The organism is Mycobacterium pseudokansasii (assembly GCF_900566075.1).
Lineage (GTDB): Bacteria > Actinomycetota > Actinomycetes > Mycobacteriales > Mycobacteriaceae > Mycobacterium > Mycobacterium pseudokansasii.
This window is the reverse complement of the sequence record NZ_UPHU01000001.1, coordinates 3,504,611-3,520,211: the sequence shown is the minus strand read 5'-3', so window position 1 is coordinate 3,520,211 and position 15,601 is coordinate 3,504,611. Positions and strand designations below refer to the sequence as shown.

General features: G+C 63.4%; 13 protein-coding genes and 1 pseudogene. 8 read left to right on the top strand and 6 right to left on the bottom strand.

What is annotated here, in order from left to right; all coding sequences use genetic code 11:
* Positions 1-32: 32 nt before the first annotated feature.
* The 6 genes and pseudogenes from EET10_RS16030 to EET10_RS32330 all read right to left on the bottom strand — a co-directional run bounded on the left by EET10_RS16030 (position 33) and on the right by EET10_RS32330 (position 6,812).
* Positions 33-1,025: a hypothetical protein gene (locus tag EET10_RS16030; RefSeq protein ID WP_122502302.1), complete on the bottom strand. Its 993-nt coding sequence runs from the start codon at positions 1,023-1,025 to the stop codon at positions 33-35.
* A 685-nt stretch (positions 1,026-1,710) separates the two neighbouring features.
* Positions 1,711-1,815: pseudogene (locus tag EET10_RS32335) on the bottom strand (hypothetical protein); the annotation flags it as partial.
* Positions 1,816-1,994: 179 nt separating this feature from the next.
* A complete protein-coding gene (locus tag EET10_RS29665; protein ID WP_167480184.1) occupies positions 1,995-4,148 on the bottom strand; it encodes a DUF5631 domain-containing protein in 2,154 nt (717 codons plus the stop codon).
* Entirely contained in the window at positions 4,138-4,425 is a 288-nt protein-coding gene (locus EET10_RS31985; protein WP_321191437.1) for a hypothetical protein, read from the bottom strand. Before EET10_RS31985 ends, EET10_RS29665 begins: the two co-directional genes overlap by 11 nt.
* A 490-nt stretch (positions 4,426-4,915) precedes the next feature.
* Positions 4,916-6,214: an IS256 family transposase gene (locus tag EET10_RS16000; RefSeq protein WP_122502811.1), complete on the bottom strand. Its 1,299-nt coding sequence runs from the start codon at positions 6,212-6,214 to the stop codon at positions 4,916-4,918.
* Between the two features lie 91 nt (positions 6,215-6,305).
* Positions 6,306-6,812, bottom strand: a complete 507-nt coding sequence (locus tag EET10_RS32330; RefSeq protein ID WP_425461709.1) for a hypothetical protein — start codon at positions 6,810-6,812, stop codon at positions 6,306-6,308.
* A 799-nt stretch (positions 6,813-7,611) separates the two neighbouring features.
* On the opposite strand from EET10_RS32330, the gene EET10_RS15990 reads away from it, so the two are divergent.
* From EET10_RS15990 to EET10_RS15955, 8 genes are all read left to right on the top strand, one after another.
* Complete coding sequence (locus EET10_RS15990; RefSeq protein WP_051490831.1) at positions 7,612-9,186, top strand: putative alpha/beta hydrolase; 1,575 nt, start codon at positions 7,612-7,614, stop codon at positions 9,184-9,186.
* A 21-nt stretch (positions 9,187-9,207) separates the two neighbouring features.
* A complete protein-coding gene (locus EET10_RS15985; RefSeq protein ID WP_036407799.1) occupies positions 9,208-9,516 on the top strand; it encodes a hypothetical protein in 309 nt (102 codons plus the stop codon).
* Between the two features lies 1 nt (position 9,517).
* The gene (locus tag EET10_RS15980; protein ID WP_051490830.1) at positions 9,518-9,781 is read left to right on the top strand and encodes a hypothetical protein; all 264 of its coding nucleotides are present in this window, start codon (positions 9,518-9,520) and stop codon (positions 9,779-9,781) included.
* A 170-nt stretch (positions 9,782-9,951) separates the two neighbouring features.
* Positions 9,952-10,539 (top strand): hypothetical protein, encoded by a 588-nt coding sequence (locus EET10_RS15975; RefSeq protein ID WP_036407797.1) that lies wholly within the window; start codon positions 9,952-9,954, stop codon positions 10,537-10,539.
* On the top strand, positions 10,539-11,375 hold the full coding sequence (locus EET10_RS15970) for a hypothetical protein (RefSeq protein WP_244601967.1): 837 nt from the start codon (positions 10,539-10,541) through the stop codon (positions 11,373-11,375). Before EET10_RS15975 ends, EET10_RS15970 begins: the two co-directional genes overlap by 1 nt.
* On the top strand, positions 11,348-12,283 hold the full coding sequence (locus EET10_RS30900; protein ID WP_244601966.1) for a hypothetical protein: 936 nt from the start codon (positions 11,348-11,350) through the stop codon (positions 12,281-12,283). Before EET10_RS15970 ends, EET10_RS30900 begins: the two co-directional genes overlap by 28 nt.
* 578 nt (positions 12,284-12,861) lie before the next feature.
* Complete coding sequence (locus EET10_RS15960) at positions 12,862-15,288, top strand: hypothetical protein (RefSeq protein ID WP_246013734.1); 2,427 nt, start codon at positions 12,862-12,864, stop codon at positions 15,286-15,288.
* Between the two features lie 12 nt (positions 15,289-15,300).
* Complete coding sequence (locus EET10_RS15955) at positions 15,301-15,564, top strand: hypothetical protein (protein WP_036407791.1); 264 nt, start codon at positions 15,301-15,303, stop codon at positions 15,562-15,564.
* Positions 15,565-15,601 lie beyond the last annotated feature (37 nt).

Genomic DNA, 15,601 nt, shown 5'->3' with positions numbered 1-15,601 from the left:
TACTCCAAACTGGCCCGACCGGTGTCTGAGGCCTAAACGGTGGTGCTGAGCGCTTCCAGTGCGCCGAGTGCGTCGGCGGCGGCTCTCTGTACCGCCTTAAGCTGGCTGCCGATACCCGGCCCGTCGCCGCGAATTTCGGCAACCACCGCCGCTGCCATTGCACGGCGTTCGGCTCGCGCGTACGCCTGTTCAATGGCGATGGCCGTACTCGCCTGCGCCACAACGTTATCCAGATCTATAAGTAGCACGTCGAGATCGTGCATCTCCCTGCCGGTGTTGGTTTTCGAGCGGCGGGCCTGCCATAGCGCAACCAGGCGCTGATAGACGGGCTCACGGGCCGCCTGCACACCGTCGCGCAGCGGGCCATAACTGAGTTGCTCGCCCGGCTGTCGATCCAGCAGGTAGCGCACCGCGATCATCAGCTCACCGGCGGCGCGAAAATCGGTCGACGCCTCTCCGCGTAATCGCCGTGCGACGTCTGCGCGGATCACCTCGATCGGCCCGCTTGGATCAACATCCTCCGCCACCACCGTGCCGCGCGCCGAGACGCGGATCGCCTCGGTGACCGCTCGGTGCACCGCGTTGCGTCGTGCCACGACAACCGTTGTGTCGCCACATATTTCAGCGATGACCGCGGCCGCCATCGCGTGCTGCTCGGCCAACGCGTAGGTCCGCTCGACCGCTGCTGCGGCGATGGCCGCCAACAACACATTCAGTACGTCACGTAGCAGTGCCCGCACGTCGCGTTGACCAGCGAGCCACTGTTCCCGTCGTGCTTCGAGCACCTCACGGCGGGCATGCCAGAGCCGCGTCAGGTGTCCATACAGCTCGGCGCGGGCCGTCTTCAGGGCCTCGTACAGCACGCCTTGCGCGATAGTGGCCGGCCGCGGCTCTATGTCGAGCGCAATAACGGTGTGTAGCAACTCGAATGCCGCGCGCTCGTCCGCGAACACTTCGCCGCCGCGCAACTGGCGTTCGATCTCTGAACAAATCACATCGAACGCCGACAGCGGATCCTCAGTCACCGTCTGTCTTCTCGTCGGACCCGGTGCGCCCGGGGTCCTTATAGTCGGGCAGCAGGATCCGTCGCGTGGATCGGGTGACGACGGGCGGTTTGTCGTCACTTGTCTTCACCGGAACACTGGGCGGGGCCGTTAGGCGGCCCTTGACCGGTTGACCATTGGGCACGCCCGGGGCTGTTACTCGCTTTTCCACCGGCTTGTCCTTACTGCCCCCTTGGCCGCCTGCGCCCATCGCGCCCGGGGGCATCATTGGCATCCCGGTTGCGCCCATCGGCGTCGACGTAGGCGGCGTGCCACCGGGAGGTGTCGCTGCAACGGACTTTGCCGCTGAGCCAGCAGGAGTGGTCGGCGGTGACGACGTCGGCACGGGTGGTGGTCCCAGGTAGCCGGTGGGCGTAGTGCCACCGCCGATGCCGGAGCCGAGCTCGCCGCCAGCGCCGCCTCCGCCGCCGCCAAGACCCGATCCGTCTTCGAGGTTGTCCACCAGCCGTGCCCCGTCTGCCGCCTCCAGACCCTCAGCACCGTGGGCCTGCTGGAAAGCGCTCATCAATGGCTGCATTGCGCCCTGTCCGGCTTGCATGGCCTGTTGCGGAAGTTGGGTGAGCGGGCCCAAGATCCCGCCGACCGCCCCCCCGATCGCGCCTGTAATGCCCGACACTGCCTGTTGGATCATCTGGGTGGCCTGCTGAGCTCCGCCCTGAGCGCCAACGCCCTGGAACTGCTGCGCCGCGTCGGCCTCATTGGCCGGAAACTTGCGCGCGGCGTCGGCCGCGTGCCCTCGGCGATCGGCATCGTCGGCCGCGATGTCGGTGTTGGTGGTTCCGAGATCGGCGTTGGTGGACAGGCCAAATCCCGTCACGCCAACGTCCATATACCCTGTCCCACCAGCATGCACCGGACCGGGAGCCAACGGCGTCGGCGCCGGTGCATCGGCGGCCCCCCCATAAATGCCGGGATATGCCTTGAATCCGGTCATGTGCATCTCCTCGTTGACGTGGTGGCTAGTGCCCAGGCGAGGTGATAGTTCGCCCCCGTTTGGTCTCCATCAATCAGAGCACCAATCGCCGCTAAAAGCATCCAGTCGACCACCGAAGCTATGTCGTGGTCGGGGTATGCGGTCAGTACTGATTGGCGGATTTCTGTGGTCTTGTCGCGTATTAGTTCGGCTTCGTTGTCGGGGACGCCGTATTTGCGGACGGCGGCGATGGCGACTGCTTGGGCGACGCGGGGTAGTCCGTCTTGGCGGCGGACGTGGTCGATCAGGGTTGGCCCGAGTTCGTCGATGGTGGGTGCGCTGCGTGCGGTGCGGTCGCCGCTGAGCGCGGGGGCGTCGGGTCCGGCTTCGCTGACGTAGCCATGGGGGTGGTGTACGGCTGCGACCGTGACGGCGCCGAGCAGGTCTTCAACCGTGGCGTCGCGGCGCCGGGTGGCCGGTTCGAGCAGGGTCAGATGAGCAGGCAGCCGAACATGCGGGGGGATCCAACCGCCTGCGAGGTCGGTGACCAGCAGGGTGGTACGCGCGTCGTCGCGTAGCCCGGCAGCCCAGGAGAGGGCCGGCTCTTGGCGGGCCACCGCATCGACGATGCGCCGCAAGCGCTGCTGTTCAGCTGTTCGCCGGCCGGTGTCGCCAGCGGCGGCGCCCGCGGCTGCGGCTACCGTGGCGCCGGCTAGTGGTGAGGAAGCGCTGGCTGGTTGGCCTTGGGCCGCGGTTTGGCTGGTGGATTTGGCTACCGGTGATACGAGTGAGCTGCCGGCCGAGGGTGATGATGAGACGGAGGCCGCCACGGCCGCACCCGAGACGGGTCCTGTCGGCGTCGCCGGTGCAACCGGTGGGGTGATGACGGGTGGACGCAAATCAGCGCCGTATGCGGGCAAGGGTCCGGCCGGCGTGGCACTGACCGGTGCGACGGGTGCGGGGGCTTGGCCACTGGTCATCACCGGTGCCACCGACGTCATGGTGGTATCAGCGGGTGGCGATACCACCGGGGCCGGGCTGGCAGCCGCTGCTGCGTCGGGAACATGCTGCACAACCGGTGCGCTGGCCGGGATTGTCGGGGTGCCCGCCATAGGTGGGGCAGTAAACGGTGTTGCCGGTGAAAGTGGTTGGGTGGCCGCATGCAGCGCACCCTCCGATAGGGATTGGGTACCCGCGGCCGCCGGCGCGCCAGTCATCATGCCTGTCGTGAACGACTGGCTCAACGACTGCGGTGACAGCGGGGCGGTTGCGGCCGCTGGTGATGCTGGCGCTGAAACGCCTGGCACCGACGGGCCACCGATAGCGGGGACACCCGGAGGCGGCGAGGGGGTGATGGTATTCGTTGGTGGGACTGCTGGAGCCATTTGAGCACCCGCGAATGGCACCGTTCGAGCGGGTGTTTTGGGTGAGCTGCCACTCGCTGGCGGGGCCACTGACCCTATTTGAGCACCATTGAATGGCGCGATTTCGGGCGATGCTTTCGAGGCTTCTTCACCCGCAGGCGTTGCAGGTGCCAATTGCCCACCGCTGAATGCTGCTGCAGACGGCGCTGTCGACGGCGACTGCAAGTCTTCGGCGGTGATTGGCCGCGATGGTGGGGGGCCGTCGAGGTTCACGCCGTGTTCGCGCAGCCATGTGCGGGCATCACCACCGATGGTTACGTCAAGCACCCGCTGGGTCGCATCGACAAGGTTGGACATCGCAATTCCTGCCGCATTGGCCGCGGTTGCATTCTTGGTCGCGATGACCGCATTCACTGCGGCAACTTTTGATTCTGTTGACCCCTGACCGGAAATGATCTGGTCGATCTCCTCGTTGCCCGACTTCGCAATTTCTTTCAGTCGGTCACGCAAATGATTCACCGCATCCGCGACACGATCACTCTGTTCACTTTTAACCTGGCATTGGTGAGCAATCGTCGTCAGACGTTGCTCGCCGCGCCAATACCGATCCAACAAATCCTCAGCAGTACGACCCTGATTAACTCCCAAATGCGTCCGCCTGTCGTGCAGATCGCTGGCCTCGTTGCGTTTGACCGCCCCTGCATTGCTCCAATAGGTGACCGCAGATGTCACCGCATCCGGTCGTCCGCACCACCACGGACCCACCAATACTGCCGACCACTTGCCCGGCGGAAGATCAGCCGGCACCGCACAAGGCCTTCATACGTGCGTCCTTCGCGATTACATCATCGATCAAAGCCTGGCCCGCTGGATCGTCTCGACTGGTGAAGCTACCCACAGCGTTAGCGTTGGTATAAGACTCAGCGAGTGCGAGCGCGGCGGCGCGCTCGGCGGGTGCAAGCGCCGGAGCTGCACGTATTGCCTGTTCCAACATGACCGCGCCGTTAACGGTCGCAGCGACTGCGAGCGGTTGGTTGTCGCCACTGGTGTGTATCTGCACTTCCCGCGCCGCCAGTTTGTACACGTCACATAACTTCTGGTGCGCGGCGGCGGTTTCGGCGGGGGTGTATATCGGCGATGCTGTCGTCGCCGGTGCTGCGGCTGGGCTGCTGGATGGAGGGCGCGTCAAAGCCACGATCAAAGCCGCAGCGCTCAGCACTATGGCCACAATGCCGATGCCCGCCACGGCTACTAACGGCCAGGTGCGTGAGCGTGGTGCGAGCTGAACGGGGTGGGGCGGTGTCCACTGCGGTGCGGGCGGCTGGTTAGTCGTCACCTCAGTAAGGTTATTCGCGTTGTCGCGCTTGCGCACTCCACTGCGTATCGGCAGCGTCCGGTGTCGATGATCGCTGCGGCCATACCCCCCCCCCCGCGCCGTATCCAGGCTGGCCTGGGCGGACTCTCACCCGACGAATACGAGGAGGTTTACTACACCGAACACGACCAACAACCACCGGCTACCCTCCAGAGGATGTCCCGAGTCCCGTGGAACTTCGGTGGCGGTCCGGTGAGCATCAGGCTGCGCTCACCTGATCATTGTGCGCGACGGGTCCGACATGTTTGGCGGCTTCATGTTCGAGCGCGGTCCGTAGTGCCGGCAGGTGCAGGTGACCGTTGACGCGACGGAACTGCTTGCCGGCCTCGACCATCCCAGCCGCGCACCAGCGCAGCGCCATCTGCCCGTCGCGCCAGCGTTTGACGTTCCCGGCGTGCTCGCGGCACACCGAGATCATCGATTCGATGCTGTTCGTCGAGCGTAGTGTCCGCGCCAGCGTGGGCGGCACGCCGAGGCGTAGCACCGTGAGCGTCTCATCGAGGCCCTCGCGCAGGCTGGCCGCCGCGCCCGGGTGGGTACGGTCGAGTTCGGCGGCCAGGGCCAGCAGGGCCGCCTCGGCCTCCAGCGCCGAGTCGGCGTGGTAGGCGTCGGTCATCCTGCGGCCGGCGGTGCTGCGAAGCCGTTGCGGCAGATGGTCTTTCACATTCCTGATCTTATGGAGCTGACAACGTTGGATGACCGGATGGTCGAGCACGTCGACTACCGCCTTGCGCAGCGCCTTGGACCCGTCCAGGCCGACCAGCATCGGCCGGGTCACGTCCAGGCCCCGTTCCCGCAAGTCCACCAGCAGGCCGGTAACCAGGGTCGCGTTCTCCGTGGAGCCCTCCACCAACGCCAACGGATGCTTGACCCCGTCGATGCCGATACCCAGGGCCACCACACAGCACGATTCGGCGAAGTGCACCCCATCGATCATCAACGCCACCAGATCCAGCCCCGACAGATCCGCGGCGAGCAGCTCGGCCAGCGCGGTCTCGGTCATCGCGACGAACCTGCGGGAGACCGCTGACTTGCTTGTCGCCGAGGATGTTTCGGTGACCTGCTGCCCGACCGGCTCCAGCCCGACCGGGTAACGGCGGGTCGAGAGCCCGGCGAGCATCTTCTCCATCGCCATCTTGCCCAGAATCTCCGTCGAACTGAACAACTCATACGAGGCGACCGGCAGTTCGCCCGCCCCGTCGGCGGCCCGCACCCGTGGGCGGGTCACCGGCACCCGGCGACCACCCAGGGTCACCGAGCCGCGTTCACGGCCGTGGCGCACCGCTGTCCGCGCCGCATCATGGCGGCCCTTCGGCCCAGCCAACGCTGTCACGTCGGCCTCCATCAGCATCTGCATCACCTGCAGACCGGCGCCCACGGCCAAAGCCAGCAGGCCCTCCTGCATGTTCTCGGCGATCTCGGCCATCGCCACACTGACGTGTTCTGGGATCGCGGGCGCCGTCGCGTCCACGGCCAAATTCTGGTTAGTCTTCTTCACGGTGGTGGTCCCCTTGCAGTTGGTGTTCTTGGCGGAACGCCCGACACCTACCACACGGCAGGTCTCAAGCGGGGGACCGCCACCTCAAGTTCTACGACGCCCGGGACAACCTCACCCTCCAACTCGAGGGCGCCAATCCCAGGTAGCAAAGTCTCCGGGAAACCGGGGGAACTTCATTCATGCGTGCGTCCTTGGCATTGACCTCGTTGACCACCGCCTGCCATTCGGGATCGTCACGACGCAAAGAGCTAGCTCTGGCATTGGCACTCGTGTATGCCTCGGCGAGTGTCAGGGCGGCGACGCGGTCGGTGGACGCGAGCGCCGGGGTGCCGTTCACCGCTTGCTCAAGCATCACCGCTCCGTTGATTGTGGAAATTCCTGCGAGCGCCGAGTCGCCGCTATGTGTATCTATCTGGACCGAACGCGCCGCCAGCTTGTACACCTCACACAACTTCTGGTGCGCGGCGGCGACTTCAGCGGCTGTGGAGGTCGGCGGGGCGGACGTTGCCGGGCGTGCCGTTGTTCCGCTCGTAGTAGGGCGAGTCAATGCCACGATCAAGGCCGCCGCGCCCAGCGTAATGGCGATGGCCAAGCCCACAGCGTGCCAAACGCGTGAGCCTGTCCCGGGCTGTCTGGGGTGGGTTTGCGTCCATTGGCCCGTCGTGGGCGGGAGGGTCGTCACCTGAGTGACGTTATTCCTGCTGCTGCCTGCGCGCACTCCAGCGCCTACCGGATCGCGGCGACATCGAGGACAGCCAGGGCCGCCAAAACATCGCCGGATGGGCGAGACGGACAAGCTCCCTACGTGGGTTCTCAGGCGTGAATGGCGACACCCCCTGCAGTAGGGCAGAATTCGCGCGTGGCTCCCTCGGCGGTTCATCTCGATGCGATGTTCACCGCCGGTAGCCCGGCAGCTGCTGAAGGAGTCGCTACCGTGGTCGGCGCCACACGGTAGAGCCACTAAGTTTGTCACCGAATTGGATAACCCGGCGACACCATGCTGTGGCGAAATAGTGAATTGACCCGCGATTCGGCTGCCGATACCTTGTCGTCCGACTCATACCGATCGCGACGACAACGCGCGAGCGCTGCGTCCGAAGGAGACTGTGGCGTTATCGATCTCGACGACGGCAAGGAGTGACGATGTGCACGACGGAAGCGCAGGAAGAGGCCTCAAGGCGGTGCCGATCAATCGTTGTGGAGCCCCTCGAGGCTGGGGATTTCTCGCCATACCGCTGGGCCATGACTTCGCTCCGCGCGGTCAGCTCGCCACAGGCGCAAAAGGTAAGCGGGTCGCGAGCCTCTCACGAGCCTTCTGTTCTCGGAACCCGGCGACTGTACGCCACAGGACTGACACGACGCAATGAGCACAGCGTAGCGAGACGTCAAGCGGTGCAATGCAACTGCGTCATATAAGCATCCCGCGGCTGATCGTCGAGGTCGGCGGCGATCCGTGGGCGATCAACCAGAGTCTGCAGGCTGGACGTCCGGCGCGGATATCTGAGCTGGCCCAGGCCTTCCACAATGCTGGCCGATGCACCGCCGAGGCCTGCGCTGCATTCGACGATGCTCTTCGCCGATTTGAGGCGTCCTGGAACCGGGAGAACGGTGATCATCCGATCAACGACTCTGTCGAAGTTCAGCGCGTGGCGAACTCCCTGGGACTTCAGGCCGCGCAACTGCCCAAGATCGGTTTGGACTTGGCGAACATCGCAGCCGCGCTGGCCGAGGCACAACGGTTGGCGGGGAAGCAGATTGCTGCCTTGGAGGCCCAGCTGCAAGAGATCGACAACGAACTGGGCGATGCGCTGGAAATCGAGAACAACGTCAGCCTTACAGCGGCCGACAAGTCCGCAGTCGATGCTCTCATTTCCACTCTCGAAGATGACGCCATCACAGACACCAAAGTCGCTCTACAAAAGCTGACATCCATCCGTTCTGGCTACTCAGATGACTTGCAAAGCTCGCTGAGCACTTTGAACAACGATGGCTGCGACCCGACGATGATCGAGGCTTTCGACGCGCCAGCAACGCCAACCAAGGGCGGACCAGAAGCCGACCGACGCCAGAACGAAATCGCCGCTTTTGCAAAGATTTTCGGTAGGCCACCGACCTCCGCGGCAGACTGGCAAACGGCGGCGGCGCTCGATCCGCATAGTTATGACCCGAAGAACGGCGGCGTGCCCCCGAACATCGTGGTTGGACGCATCAAGCCGGTGCCCGGACAAGGTGTGGTGCGGACTAACCTTTTCATTCCTGGTCGCGCTGTTTGGGCTCCGCAACTCGACTGGCAGCCGATTCACGACAATCTCGGCGACAACCGTGGCTTTTCATCTACCGCGGGGCCGGAGGCATCGCGGGTGTCAATCTATGTCGACTATGAGAACGGCATCATCGTCGCGCGCCAGAACCCGTCAGTTGACGCAAAAACGGGCCAGATCCGGGCGGGAACGCCGACAATCTCAGCCGTCCAGAAGAGCGACGGTGGTGTTTTGGTGAAATATAGTGCTGCCGACCCGTTTTCACCCGGCGGGGAAGGCTTAGCCAAGGCGACGTCGTTCGATGTGAATGGCACGATCGCCATCCAGCCGACGCCCGGTGGTCCCCATGTTGGTGGCACCGTGACGAACTTCCCGGCGATCGAGATCTACAACGATCGGTCGGGGTCGACGACGGCACCGCTCGTGCAGTCATGGCCCCTCGTAGTTGACAACGCATTGGGGCCTGCTGCTGGTCTCTGGTGGCACAGATCAATTGGTGACCAAGTGCTGGAACTGCGATTCAACGATCAGTACCCTGCCTTGACGGTCCCATCCCACCCGCAACCCGGACACGGGCCCGCGCCGGTGCCCATCGGTCCGCCGCTTGTTGCTACGCCCCCGGGCACATACCCTCTCGGGCCCGTCGACCATCCGCCGGAAATCGGCCTGCATGATCCGGTTGTTATGCTGCCACCACTATTGCCGAGATAGAAAAGGGTCCCGACAGTTTATATGAAAGAGCCGATCGACTGGATACGTGCCACATTTACCGGAGCAATCGCTGGCGGATTTCTGTGGGCTATCATGCTGAAAGCTATATCTATCGCGACGCACGAACATTTTGCTGCAGGAGATTTTTATAGATTTGTCTCTTGGGTGTCCCTCATCCTTATCGTTACGGGCGTGGCCCTGTACTTCGGCGCTAAGGGTGCCGCATGGCGCGGCACTGCAATCGGAATCATTCTCGCGCCGCTGACAGGGTGGTCGATCCTGCTCTTCGTCAACCTCCTCTTAGGCTTCCCCTCTTGGAGGATGCACTGATATGACCGCGTCCTCTGGCTATGAAAGCCCGTTCGACTATGCCCGAAATCGGCCCGTCCCCCTCCTTGCGGGCATGTTTGTTGGCATCTTGTCGACGCTGCTTACTTTCGGATTCTTCTGGTTTTTTGCACCCATATTTCCTCTTTTTCTTTGCGGACTCACGATGGCCTTCAAACGCACAAAGGCATTTTCGGTGGGCGCATTTGCGGCATTTTTCGGCGTCTTTACGTTTGTGGGTCTATTCGCGATCCTGTATTTTATTTAAAATTCGAATTGGGTACCTATCGAACGAATAATGGCGCGTCACGGCACATCGGGGCCAGGGTACAAATCTCCTTCGCAGTTAGTATTTCGGTCCAGCGTCACGCCAACGGATGCTGGCCTGAGCCAGAAGAGGAGCCGTCGTTCATGTACAGGAACCACCCTCACCGGAAGGTGACGCTGCGCCGCAGCAGGGTCAACGACATCCTTGGCCAAGTGAACCCGAACTTGGTCCGCGATACGGCCTATGGGCTGGGGTCGTACGTCAAAAACATCGCCGGGACATCGGAGGATTGCTGGGATTCAGCTGACCGCTTGACGACTTCGCCGAAAGCATGTGTGGCGCACCCCCGGTGCGGGGTCGGCCGCATCGCCGGCCCTACGATCGGCATCCTGGGCCACAACCTGGAAAACGCCATCCTTGGACCAACACCGACTGCGCCGACCGAAAATCCGATACAGCCCATGTCTTTGGGTATGGCCGACCAAGAGATCCTCAACGCCATGCTCGGAACAGGACACACAGTCGCCGGACTGCCGCCCGGTTACATCGTCTATGACCACGACCACCCCAATGGTCGAATCGCGACGCCGGAAGAACTGGGTGTTACGGCCGGTCAATACAACAGCGTGATTGGTCCCGCTTTGTCGCAGTCGCTGGAACCCAGGCCGCCCAGCGAGCGCTTCTCCCCGGATGTGGGGTTGGTCAGCCGCTACGACGATATTGTTGGTGTTCCGCACCCCGATCAGGGCAGGAAGTGATGCGAATCCGTCCCGAGTTGCGAACAATCGCAGCGTTGTTGACAGTTGGTGTGCTGTTGGTCGGCGGATGCGGTTCGGGTGGGCGCTCGGCTCAAGGTTCGACCAGTACGTCTGCGGCGCCGCCGGCGGGCTGGCCTGCGGCGCTGGACAATTTCACCATGGTGTGGACGGCTGAACCCGGTATCGACGTGACCGCGTGGCCTGCGGTGGTGGTGCGCGCCTACACCGAGTCGTTCACGCTGGCCTCCGCCATGCGCGATGACAAGTATCTGTATCCGGGATTTCGGCAGTCGGTTGATCCCAACAGGTCCATCGACGATCCGATCGGCACACAGTTTTTGTGGCCACAGACCGACGGTCGGCCGGACCCGCCGTGGTTGGGCACGCAGCAGGACCATATCTTGGCTGTGACAACCTCTGGTCGTGACGTCACAGTCATTGTCTGCGAATACATGTTCGGCGCTGCCGAACAATCTGACCAAGGATGGGTCCGCCCGCATGTTGCAAGGCCGTCCCCGTATACAGGTATCGCGGCGATGCGGATCACCATGACCGCTCCTGCCAAGCCGGGGCCGCCGCTGCCCGCCCAGCAGGGGCCGGCGCGCGCGCCGTCGGTCGATGTTTTCGTCGGTTGGCGGATCACCAGCCACCAGGGCGGGTATTTCGCCCGATCTGGAATCGGGTCGGAGTGGCCGGATGTTGTCGAAAACGAAGATACCTGTGTCGCGAAGGCACCCCCCCACCGCGACTTGGTACCCGGGCAGGAATATGTCCGGTCGTTCTTCCCGACCCTGCCGGCGTCTCCTGGTTGGCCCTCGCCAAGCGCGAACGCATGAGAAAGGCAAGCGCCGCAGCGTTATTGGTAGCGGCGTCGATCATCCTGACCGTGTGCTTGGCACCCGTCGGGTGTGGGTCGAATGTCGGCGAGAAGGCTTCGGGCACAACGTCGTCGAGTGCTAAGTCCTCTGCATCATTTGCCCCGCCCCCGCCGTCGATCAACGCGCCGACCTTGACGTCGGGACCGGTGACTGCGCTGCAACCGGGCTCGCCAATTATGGTTGGTGACGAAGCCGCCACCGTCGTGTGCAAAGCCGGTTTTTATATCGACTACCCCGACGCGAGCCATGGCGGGCAGCGGCTGCCCGGCTTCATTACTGCCGCGCAATGCGCGAAAGGTGCTGCGGATGGACCGGTGTCGGTGATGAAGGCAGGCGCCACTGGTCAAGCGCCGAGCCGAATCAAGGTCGGAAACATTACCTACGTCGCGCCCGGCGATGTACAACCAGCGGTTGCCGACGAGCCTTGGACGATCCCGACTTCGCCCCTCGCGGTGTTCAGTTCCGGTCAATCAGACTGGGCGATTCCTGTGGACGTCAAGATCAACGACCAGATGCCGACAGGCGCAACCGTTCAAGCGACACAGCCAGTTGAACAGCGCAAGGCGCCTGCGAAGTGGAGCAACGTCGACGGAGTCGTCGTAACGGGGCACGTACTCGACCCGGCTTCCACGCCCGAACTGAAGAACCTGCCCGCTGGCGTGGCTCGCGTCGTGGTGGCTGCAGACGACACCACCAAGCCCATCGAACAGTGGGTGCTCGGCTCTCCGGTCACAGTTGACCTCGGTGGCGCTGTCTACAACCTCGGCGTGATCACCGTTGTAGATGAGACAAGGCACTGGATCGTGGTCGACCTCATCAATCCGCTTCTCGTCCAACAAGATGCGCGCCTGATCACGACAATGTAAGCGCCTGATAGTTCCGGTTCTCCATCCACGGGTCAGTTCTTCGCTGACAACGCGGCCGCACCGTGAAAACGGTTATGGCTCTGTGTAATTCAGGGCATGTTGGCGCGTTGGTGGGTGTGCCGCTGTGGAGCAGCCTGCGCCAGCCCGACCGCGGAAGCCGTACACGCCCGCAGCAGCAATTTCGGCGGCGAACCGGTGAGTTGTCAGCAGCACCGCGTCGGACGCCGCACGGCACTCAGTTCACCGCCTTACGACTCACGGCGATCAAGACGTGACACTGTTGGGGCGGTGGTGAATTGACCGGCATGGCACCTTTCGATAATCCCGCGCGACGATGGTCGATGACTTTGCTACAGCCCAGGCCGCAGGCCAGGACGCGATCGGCCGCTACATGACGTCCGGTGGGCCAGTGCTGGTTCGCGCTGGGTGAACCACGCCGAAATCCCCCGGACGTCGAAGGCGGGTGAATGGCGACAACCCTTGCCATAGGGCAAAATCCCGGCGTGGCTCCGTTGGCGGTTGATCCCGAGGCGATGTTCGTCGCGGGCAGCTCGGTGGCCGCTGTGGGTGAGGCCCTCGTGGCCGCGTTGGGCGCGCTGACGGCAGGTTTCGGAGCCAACACTGGTCAGGATGCGGCCGGCGACATGTTCGGGTTGGCGTATCAGGAGGCGGCGAAGTCGCTGGTAAAGGCTGCCGCGGCGGCGATCAACGCGTGCCGTCATAACGGCGCCAGGATTCAACTGTCCGCGACGAATTATTCCAGGGCTGAAGCGGCGTCCACGTTGGGTGGTGGCCGTGGTGTGTTGCCGGCGCCGCACGATCCGGAGCAGTTTTCGGCTCCTGGTCCACCGGGCACATTGGGTGCAGGTCCACCTCCGCCGATGCTGTGGCGGGTCGTGGAGCTGTTTGTCGGTGATTTGTGGCCCAACGGGGATGTCGCGGGATTGCATGCGGCCGCGGGGTGTTGGCGGGGTTTTGCTGCGGCGCTCGGCGGTGCGGAGCAGGGGCTCAACGGTCCGAAGGCGGTGATCGCCGGACAAGAGATTCCAGAAGGTCCTCTGATCCAGCCGGTCTTGTCCGAGGTGGACGCCACAATGGCAAGCCTGGGCAAGCAGTGTGAACAGTTGGCCGCCACCCTCGACAATTTCGCCGACGAGGTGGCCCACGCGCAAAACGCCATTCGAGACCTCTTGCACCGGTTGGGGTCGGCGTCAGGGTTGTGGCATGAGGTGGTGTCGATTTTCGACGGCGATGGGCTGCAAGAGGTCAAAGAGATCGCCGAGGACATCAAGGCCGTGCTGCACAACCTTGGTCGTGAAGCGCAGGCCAAGGAGCAGGCGATGCAGCGCGGAATGGGGGTCGCTGACGGTTTGGTGCGCGGGATGGAGCGTTATGTGCGCGGTGAGCTCACGCATTTTCTGGGTACCGAAGTCGGCAATCCGCTGGCAACGGTGTTCGATTTCTTCACCAACGTCACCGAGGGTGTCTACAAGGCGGCATTCTCAACGGTCGTCGAGATGGACCAGCTCAGTCCACGACACTTTCTCACCGATCCCAAGGGTGCGGCGGCCGCTTGGGAGGGGCTGGATGTGACGGCGGTGCGTTCCCTTCCGGCATACGCACTGCTGGACCCGGACGGTGCCGCGCAGACCTGGAAAGGATTGCTGCGCCTCGAGGATTGGAGCAGGGACCGGCCGGGATTGGGGTTGGGAGAGAACCTCTTTGACCTTGGGACGTCTTTCCTCAAGGTTGGCGAGGCCCGGCGTTTCGGCATGGGCGAGCGTGCTGCGGAGGGAGGCGTCGCCGGGGAAGAAGGTGGCGGCGGTACGCGTGTCGGAGCGCCAGGTGGTGGCGGGCAGTTGGGTGAAATCACCCACTCCGGTGAGGCGCTGACTACCCAGCTGGAGGGTCTCGGCGGCGATCTGCCCAAGGCCGATCCGAAGACGAGCGGCGAACCCGCAGCTTTGCCGACAGGAGAGTCACCGCGGCCACCGGTTGAGGCTCCGCGTCCTGCGGATTCCGCGCCCAGCACGGCCCCGGCCGAGTCTCGCTCTGCCCCAACGGGATCGTCGACCTCGCAGCCGGCTCCGGGTCGGCCGGTCGGTCCTTCGGAGCCGATAGCCTCGCCGGGGCCGGGCCCGCATGCTGCGCCTGCTGTTCCGGAGGGGCAACTGACGTCGGGGGGAGCGCAGGTAGTTGATGTCATGTCGCCTCGGGTGCCGGTTTCACCCGGTGGATCTCCCGTAAAGCCGGCACCCTCCGCTGCACATTCCGTTGTCACGCCGACGCCCTCGCCCGCAGCGGAATTCACGGTCCCGGCCGGTCGTCCGGTTGATCTCACCGGGGCGCATGGTGGGGAAGGCGTCGCACCGGGTGGGCATCCGTCCGAACCGCCGCCGACGCATGGTGTTGCGCATGGCCACGGTCCGGCCACCAATGGGTACTCACCCGGGCCAGCACGCGACGACACGCCGCATGGTCCCGGCGCAACCCCGGGTTCAAATGGGGACGACGCGTCGTGGGGAGAATTGAGCGCCGAGCACCGCGATGAAATCACAGCGATGCCGAAGGGCACTCGACCTGACCCGTCGGAATACCTGTCGCCGGAATACATTGAGAGTCAGCTTGAGAAATTCGACGAGGGCGCCACTCGGTTCATGCCCAAAAGCAACCTCATCAAGTACGGAATTGCCCAGCGAGACGGCACGTCATTCGTAATGCCCAAGAACGAAGCTGATGCAATGATTGAAGCATCACGAGGTGACCTGCGCGCAATGGAGAATGAACTTGGCCTGCCGCAGGGCTTTCTCGATTCGAATACAATCGTCCGAATCGATATAGCGGATCCCAAGGCGTTCAATCTGCGGATTCCGTCTGGTAATGAAGCGGGCGCCAACGAGCAATGGATTCCCGGAGGGCGCCTGCCTAACGGTGCGGCTGAGGCGGTTGTAGACAGTGGCGACATACCGCCGGACGACTATACTGTGACAAACGTCTTTGAGTAGAAAAGAGATACGGTGAAATTCGACGACACCTATTTTTCGCGAGATGACAGGTATTCAATCGGTATCGAAACATCGTCGGGCCGTTACTATGCGTCGATACCGGTAAGTAACGGAATTGTCGACTATGAGGAATATTACGAGCTGACGCAGGACCAATATCGTGAGTTCTTGCGCGACAGGAGAGCGGCAATTGAATTCATCGAAGCTTGTCGTCGCCGTGAACACGACGACCTGCTCCTGCAGAAGCCGGGCACGAACCGAGGCACGCCCGTGTAGCCTAGCTATGGCGCATGATCCGCGCGTTGAATCGATC

Coding starts and splice junctions, on each gene's coding strand:
- EET10_RS15990 (WP_051490831.1), top strand. CDS start 7,612: ATGCAACTGCGTCATATAAGCATCCCGCGGCTGATCGTCGAGGTCGGC.
- EET10_RS15980 (WP_051490830.1), top strand. CDS start 9,518: ATGACCGCGTCCTCTGGCTATGAAAGCCCGTTCGACTATGCCCGAAAT.
- EET10_RS15985 (WP_036407799.1), top strand. CDS start 9,208: ATGAAAGAGCCGATCGACTGGATACGTGCCACATTTACCGGAGCAATC.
- EET10_RS15970 (WP_244601967.1), top strand. CDS start 10,539: ATGCGAATCCGTCCCGAGTTGCGAACAATCGCAGCGTTGTTGACAGTT.